The 7,045-nt window shown below is 44.3% G+C and carries 6 protein-coding genes; 5 read left to right on the top strand and 1 reads right to left on the bottom strand.

The window, feature by feature from the left end; genetic code table 11:
- The first annotated feature begins 274 nt into the window (after positions 1-274).
- Both I2I13_RS07130 and I2I13_RS07125 read left to right on the top strand, forming a co-directional pair.
- Positions 275-595: a multidrug efflux SMR transporter gene (locus I2I13_RS07130; protein ID WP_074557503.1), complete on the top strand. Its 321-nt coding sequence runs from the start codon at positions 275-277 to the stop codon at positions 593-595.
- A 209-nt stretch (positions 596-804) separates the two neighbouring features.
- Positions 805-1,887: a linear amide C-N hydrolase gene (locus tag I2I13_RS07125; protein ID WP_148365382.1), complete on the top strand. Its 1,083-nt coding sequence runs from the start codon at positions 805-807 to the stop codon at positions 1,885-1,887.
- A gap of 212 nt (positions 1,888-2,099) precedes the next feature.
- Here the strand turns inward: I2I13_RS07125 and I2I13_RS07120 are convergent, their stop codons facing one another.
- On the bottom strand, positions 2,100-2,750 hold the full coding sequence (locus tag I2I13_RS07120; protein WP_148365380.1) for an HU family DNA-binding protein: 651 nt from the start codon (positions 2,748-2,750) through the stop codon (positions 2,100-2,102).
- Positions 2,751-3,097: 347 nt separating this feature from the next.
- Here I2I13_RS07120 and I2I13_RS07115 point away from each other — a divergent pair, with 347 nt between their 5' ends.
- The 3 genes from I2I13_RS07115 (at position 3,098) to I2I13_RS07105 (ending at position 6,968) form a co-directional block, all read left to right on the top strand.
- Complete coding sequence (locus I2I13_RS07115) at positions 3,098-5,191, top strand: BT4734/BF3469 family protein (RefSeq protein ID WP_148365379.1); 2,094 nt, start codon at positions 3,098-3,100, stop codon at positions 5,189-5,191.
- Between the two features lie 383 nt (positions 5,192-5,574).
- On the top strand, positions 5,575-6,120 hold the full coding sequence (locus I2I13_RS07110) for a methylated-DNA--[protein]-cysteine S-methyltransferase (RefSeq protein ID WP_195649186.1): 546 nt from the start codon (positions 5,575-5,577) through the stop codon (positions 6,118-6,120).
- A complete protein-coding gene (locus tag I2I13_RS07105; protein ID WP_195649185.1) occupies positions 6,117-6,968 on the top strand; it encodes a methylated-DNA--[protein]-cysteine S-methyltransferase in 852 nt (283 codons plus the stop codon). The genes I2I13_RS07110 and I2I13_RS07105 overlap by 4 nt, the downstream gene beginning before the upstream one ends.
- Positions 6,969-7,045 lie beyond the last annotated feature (77 nt).

Genomic DNA, 7,045 nt, shown 5'->3' with positions numbered 1-7,045 from the left:
TGCATAGAACCATATTGTCAAGAGGGCTTCGCACCAAACAATTACTCGTAAAGCACGCCTCTTTAGGCTACTGTTGACGGAACAACAGGTTCAGACATTATGCTGAACAATTACTTGTACGACTTCTTGTCGCACCATTTTCTGCAAAAATACAAAAAGTTAGATTAGGAAAGAGGAATTGTTCATACTCTTATGCAGTCATTTCTTATCAAATGTAAAGTGAAAGCTCCAGCTGTCTGCCTAATTTTGCAGTCTGATTTTAAAATAGAAAGATATGAATTGGATAATATTGATTATTGCCGGACTCTTTGAAGTCGGCTTCACTTTTTGTCTGGGTAAGATAAAAGGAGCAACGGGTGCTGACTTTTATTTATGGGGAGCGGGGTTTGTAATCTCTGTAACCTTAAGTATGTACCTGTTGGCAAAGGCTGCGCAAACATTACCCATCGGCACTGCATATCCTGTTTGGACGGGAATAGGGGCAGTGGGAACCGTATTGGTCGGTATTCTGTTTTTCCATGAACCGGTCACTTTGGGGCGTTTGTTTTTTATGACGACTTTGATTCTTTCAATCATAGGATTGAAACTGATGTAGTCCCGAAACCGCAATTGCTCGATGCCGACCGTAAACTCACGGGTGTTCATCTTTGGGAAGACTATAATCCTAAAACCGAACGTTGGTACACCATCCAGAGTATGGCGATCAAAAACGTTTCAATATGCCGCATTTATCTGCAAACTAAAATAACCCATATTTTGTTGTCTTTATACAGTATTGAGTTTTTAGCGATAAATATATAGATAATGATGAAGATGACAAAGAACTTATTGTTAGGGATTGCTGCCGCCGTATGTGGCAGCACTTTTCAGGCTGTAGCTTGTACGGGAATCTCACTGACATCCCGTGACGGCAGTTATGTGCAAGCCCGTACGATTGAATGGGCGCGCGGTGTGTTGCAAAGCGAATATGTGATTATTCCACGTGGCCAACAGCTCACGTCATTCACTCCTACAGGTGTCAATGGACTGACGTTTACGGCAAAATATGGGGTGGTCGGTCTGGCTGTTGTGCAAAAAGAGTTTATTGCCGAAGGAATCAATGAGGCAGGACTTTCAGCCGGACTATTTTTCTTTCCTCACTATGGTGGTTATGAGACGTATGATGCTGCACAGAACCAGCGGACACTGGCAGACCTTCAAGTGGCGGGGTGGCTGTTGTCGCAGTTTTCCACTATTGACGAGGTGAAGGCAGCCCTTTCTTCTGTACGTGTCGTAGGGCTGGAAAAGACAGCGGTAGTACACTGGCGTATCGGTGAACCGTCGGGACGTCAGGTTGTGTTGGAAATTGTAGGTGGTGTGCCGCATTTTTATGAGAATGAAGTAGGGGTATTGACGAATGCCCCCGGCTTTGAATGGCAACTTACTAATTTGAACAACTACGTCAATCTTCATCCGGGTGACGCTTCCGTGCAAAAATTGAGCGGTATTACGTTGCAGCCGACTGGTGGTAACTCCGGTTTTCTCGGCATTCCGGGCGATGCCACGCCTCCTTCTCGGTTTGTACGTGCTGCCTTTTATCGGGGGACAGCTCCTCAACGTGCTACAGGCTTTGATACCGTGCAGCAATGTTTCCACTTGCTTAACAATTTTGATGTTCCTATCGGTATAGAACATTCGCAGGGGGATATTCCTGATATTCCAAGTGCTACGCAATGGACCTCGGCTATCGACCTGACGAACCGGAAGATTTATTATGAAACGGCCTATAACAATTCGATACGTTGCATCGATTTAAAGGCTATTGATTTCTCAAAGGTAAGATATCAGTCACACCCGTTGGATAAGATACAGGAGCAGCCGGTTGAAATGGTTAAGATTCCCCGGTAAAAGATGGAACTGTATGGAGGTACTCTTGTGCAATAGTTGCTTGCATTAAGAATGTTCTCAAATAAATGTTGGTGACGTTTTTACCCTCACACCCTCACCCTATGCTTAATCCATTTATTCATCGGGGTTACAGGTGTGAGGGTAAAGGTGAGAGTAGGTGAGGGTAACTTTTTACCCTCACCCTGATTCGTCCTGATTTGGGTTGGCTAATCTTATTCCGTTTTTACACTAATTGCTTCATTATTACCATAATATCCATTTCCCGGCACATAAATCGGCTGCATGGCTCCACCCATATTGTTCAATTTACCTTCATCGCGCAGACGCCGGATATGTCGCATAGCTGTACTTCTTGCCATTCCGCAAAGGTATTGAAAATCATATCTTCGCATGAATGGGTGGGTTTGGAAGTACTTTGTCAGTTGCAGGTCAATTTCCTCATTCGTTAGTTGGGTGAAATCCAGTCCTCCTTTGAGGCTTTTCACTTTAAGCACGCCAAATTCGTTTTTCAATGTTTGATCGGCACGAAACTGGATGGCTTTCAGTTTCACTTTAGTTGCTTTCCGTTTAGTGCCTATCGTCACAGGTTCCGTGGTGGTCAGGCAGGGATGGAAATAACCGATGCCGTCCAGATGTACCTGGCGTCCCTCCGCCAATTCCTGTCCCATGATGTGCGAAAGAGCGTCGAGCACGGCAGAGACGTCCGTCTCCGTCAGTGAGCAACGTTCCTGAATACGCCGCCGCAGTACGTCGGTCCCTGTGGAACCGTTGTATTTGATGCGCGGATGCAGGGTCTTTTTGTTTTCTCCCTGCTGTTTGTCTGAAGGTTTCGGGTCTTCATACCAATCGAATAATATTGCCATAGCTTTTGTTTGTTTTTAAAGTAACGGTTCTTGTTATGTATTCTCTTAAGTAGTAATACGTTAGCGCTTAATGTTTCTTTTGTTAAGCTCTAATGCTTTGCAAGGGCTTACTCATGTGAACAAGACTGTTTACGTCTGTGGACGTTTTTATTTACAATTGATAGCCTGTTTGTTCACACGGGTGAGCCCTTGGCAACTACTAAGCAAAGATACATAAATAATAAGGCAAATGCAAATGAAATACGGGTATTTATCAGATGAAATGCTTGTTTTCCGGAAGATAAAAGCGTATCTTTACAGGAATTAAACATTTATATTTGATTGTAGAAAAAATAGACAAAAATAGGATGAAAATTACTTTAATCAGACAAGACAACGGGAGCGGAAAAGAAGCTCTTAGCATTTGCGAGGCAGGCACATTATTCGACAAAATGAAAACGGAAACGAAAGCGGGGCATATCACGGCTTTGCGGGAAATTATACCGTTATTGGAAGGTACATATGCCCGGTACGAACATATAGATAAGTTGCCATACATTTATTCTGCTGTGGAATATACCCGGACCAAAGAGGGTGAACGGAAGATGAAGCAGTATAACGGATTGGTACAGTTGGAAGTGAGCCGGCTGGCCGGTGGGTCGGAAGCGGAATTTGTGAAACGGCAAGCGGCACTTCTGCCACAGACTTTTGCCGCTTTTTGTGGTTCCAGTGGTCGTAGTGTGAAGATATGGGTGCGTTTTGCCTTGCCGGATGATGGAGGGTTGCCATCTGAAGAGGCGGAGGCGGAATTGTTTCATGTCCATGCTTATCGGCTGGCTGTGACATGTTATCAGCCGATGTTACCTTTCGATATTGATCTGAAGGAACCTGTGTTGACCCAGAAATGTCGTATGACGTTGGATGAGGCTCCTTATTATAATCCGGATGCAGTGCCGTTTTGTCTGGAACAGCCGCTTACGATGCCGGGAGAAGAGACTTTCCGCCAGCGGAAGCAGGGCGAGAAGAATCCCTTATTGCGATTGCAACCGGGATATGAGTCGGCGCAAACGTTCACGAAGATTTATGAAGCGGCATTGAACAGGGCACTTCAGGAAATGGAGAACTGGAAACGTGGGGACGACTTGCAACCTTTGCTGGTCCGCCTTGCCGAGCATTGTTTCAAGGCGGGTATCCCCGAAGAGGAAGCGATACGGCAGACGATGATTCATTATTATCGTGAGGAGGAAGAACTGGTGATTCGTTCGATACTCCATAATCTTTATCAGGAATGTAAGGGATTCGGCAAGAAATGCAGCATCAGCAAAGAGCAGGAGACGGCTTTTCTGCTGGAAGAGTTTATGAAACGCCGTTATGAATTCCGTTACAATACGGTGCTGGATGATTTGGAATATCGTCAGCGTGACTCCGTTCATTTTTGCTTTAAGCCGGTGGATAAACGGGTGCGCAACAGCATTGCAATCAATGCATTGAAAGAGGGAATCAGTGCGTGGGACCGTGATGTGGATCGTTTTCTGAATTCGGAATGTGTTCCTTTGTACAATCCTGTCGAAGAATATCTTTATGAGGCAGGGCGTTGGGACGGGAAGGATCGTATTCGTGCATTGGCTGGTTTGGTTCCTTGTGATAATCCGCATTGGCAGGAATTGTTTTACCGTTGGTTTCTTAGTATGGTGGCGCATTGGAGGGGAGTTGACCGGCAGCATGGTAATAGTACTTCGCCTTTGCTAGTCGGTTCGCAAGGGTATCGCAAGTCTACATTTTGTCGCATTATCCTGCCGCCGGAACTTCGTTTCGGCTATACGGACAGTATTGATTTCAAGAGTAAGCAGGAGGCGGAACGTTATTTGGGGCGCTTTTTTCTGATTAATATTGATGAGTTCGATCAGATTAATGTCAGTCAGCAGGGATTCCTGAAGCATTTGTTGCAGAAGCCTGTCGCGAATTTGCGTAAGCCTTACGGTAATACGATTCGGGAAATGAGGCGTTATGCTTCTTTTATCGGAACCAGCAATCAGAAAGATTTGCTTACCGATCCCAGTGGTAGCCGCCGTTTCATTTGTATCGAGGTGACGGCTCCTATTCAAACGAACGTTACCATCAATTATAAACAGTTGTATGCTCAAGCAATGGAGGCGATTTATAAAGGGGAACGTTATTGGCTGAATGATGAAGATGAAAATATATTGAAACAGACCAACCGTGAGTTCGAACAGGCTAGTCCGTTGGAGCAGTTGTTTCATTGTTATCTTAATCCGGTAGAGGAGGAAATGGAAGGCGAATGGCTGACTGCTATGCAGATTTTGAGCTATTTACAGACGAAAACACGGGATAAGTTGGCTATTAGTAAGGTGGGACAGTTCGGGCGCGCACTTCAAAAACTGAATATTCCTTGCCGTAAATCTCGTAAGGGAACGCTTTATCATTTGATGAAGGTGGAGTAGTTGATAAGGGGAATAGTCAATCGGAATCAGAGTGAGGGCAGGGTGAGGGTAAAAGTCACCCTCACTCTGCCCTCACCTTTACCCTCACACCTGTAACTCCCATGAGTAAAGGATTTGGTTCAAAGGGTGAGGGTGTGAGGGTAAATCGTATACAAAAATAAAATCGCGGCTTATTTTGAATTTAGTTGTCCTCTTTTTATAAGAATCGCAATTTTCGGGTCGTTTATCAGATATTTGTGTGCTAATTTTGTGGCATTGGAAACTAAAATGGGGTTGAAAGTCAAAATATGATGGATTGCTTTTTCAGTTGTAAGTACAATAAATGTATTTTTGCAGGTGTGGAAAACAAAAGCAGTGCTATCAATCCCCGAAAATAAGTTAAGATGGAAGATAAAAGGAAAGAAATAGTTGGCAATGTCATTCAGATACAGCGTTATCATTCTCCTTGTGGCGATTTGATGCTTGGCTCGTTTGAAGATCGGCTTTGTCTTTGTGACTGGGCGGTTGAAAGTCATAGAGATATGGTAGACAAGAGGTTGCGGAAAGTGTTGAAAGCCTGTTATGAAGAAAGTACATCCGAGGTTATACAGGAAGCGATTCAGCAGTTGGACGAATATTTCAATGGTGAACGGACTGCGTTTGAAGTGCCTTTGCTTTTTGTAGGTACGGATTTTCAGAAAAGCGTATGGTATAAGTTGCTGGATATTCCGTACGGTTCGACTGTATCGTACGGAGAATTGGCGAAACAGCTGGATATGCCGAAGGCTGTCCGTGCGGTTGCCGCTGCTAATGGTGCGAACGCTATTTCTATTTTTGCTCCGTGTCATCGTGTTATCGGCAGTAACCACACGCTTGTGGGTTATGCCGGCGGTCTTCCTGCTAAAAAACGGTTACTGGATTTGGAATTAAACGGCAAACCTCTGTTATGAATGAGCAAGAAACGCTTGATTATGCACGTATTGCACAGGCAATCGGGTATATAAGGGAGAATTTCAAAAGGCAACCGGGATTGGATGAGATTGCCCGGGAAGTGGCGTTGAGTACGGCACATTTCCAACGTATGTTTACGGAGTGGGCAGGGGTTAGTCCTAAGAAGTTCTTGCAATATACCAGTATTGAATATGCCAAGAAAATCTTGGATGAGACTCATGCGTCTTTGTTTGATACGGCACAGGAAACGGGACTTTCAGGTACAGGCAGATTGTATGATTTGTTTGTAAATATAGAAGGTATGACACCGGGTGAGTATAAAAACGGTGGTGAAAATCTTTCTATCAATTATAGTTTTGCCAAAAGTCCTTTTGGTGAACTATTTATTGCATCTACCAATAAAGGTATCTGTTGTCTGGAGTTTGCAGACGATCACGATGCGGCATTTCATTCCTTGTTGAAGAAGTTTCCTAATGCAACGTTTACTCCGGCTGTGGATGAGATGCAGCAAAATGCTTTATCCATCTTCACGCAGTATTGGAGGAAACTTAAAGATATAAAGCTGCATTTGAAAGGTACTGACTTTCAACTAAAGGTCTGGGAGACTTTACTGAAAATCCCTGTCGCCGGATTGACTACTTATGGAGATATAGCCGCAGGTATTAATAACCCGAAGGCTTGCCGGGCTGTAGGAACGGCTGTCGGTGAGAATCCCGTAGCTTTCCTTATTCCATGTCATCGTGTCATTCGTTCTTCCGGTGAGTTGGGTAATTACCACTGGGGAGAGATTCGAAAGACTGCAATTATTGGTTGGGAGGCTGCGAAAAATGGATATTTGAATAAATAATAAGTACTGGCGGTAAGAAAAGTCAGAAACGAGATATCGGGTTCTTCTTTCATTTATAAATCCCGGCTCAAGGATGA

Source organism: Bacteroides sp. D55t1_190419_B8 (genome assembly GCF_015558905.1).
Taxonomy (GTDB): Bacteria; Bacteroidota; Bacteroidia; order Bacteroidales; family Bacteroidaceae; genus Bacteroides; species Bacteroides vicugnae.
The sequence above is the reverse complement of the archived record's forward strand: the minus strand, read 5'-3'. Positions and strand labels throughout refer to the sequence as shown.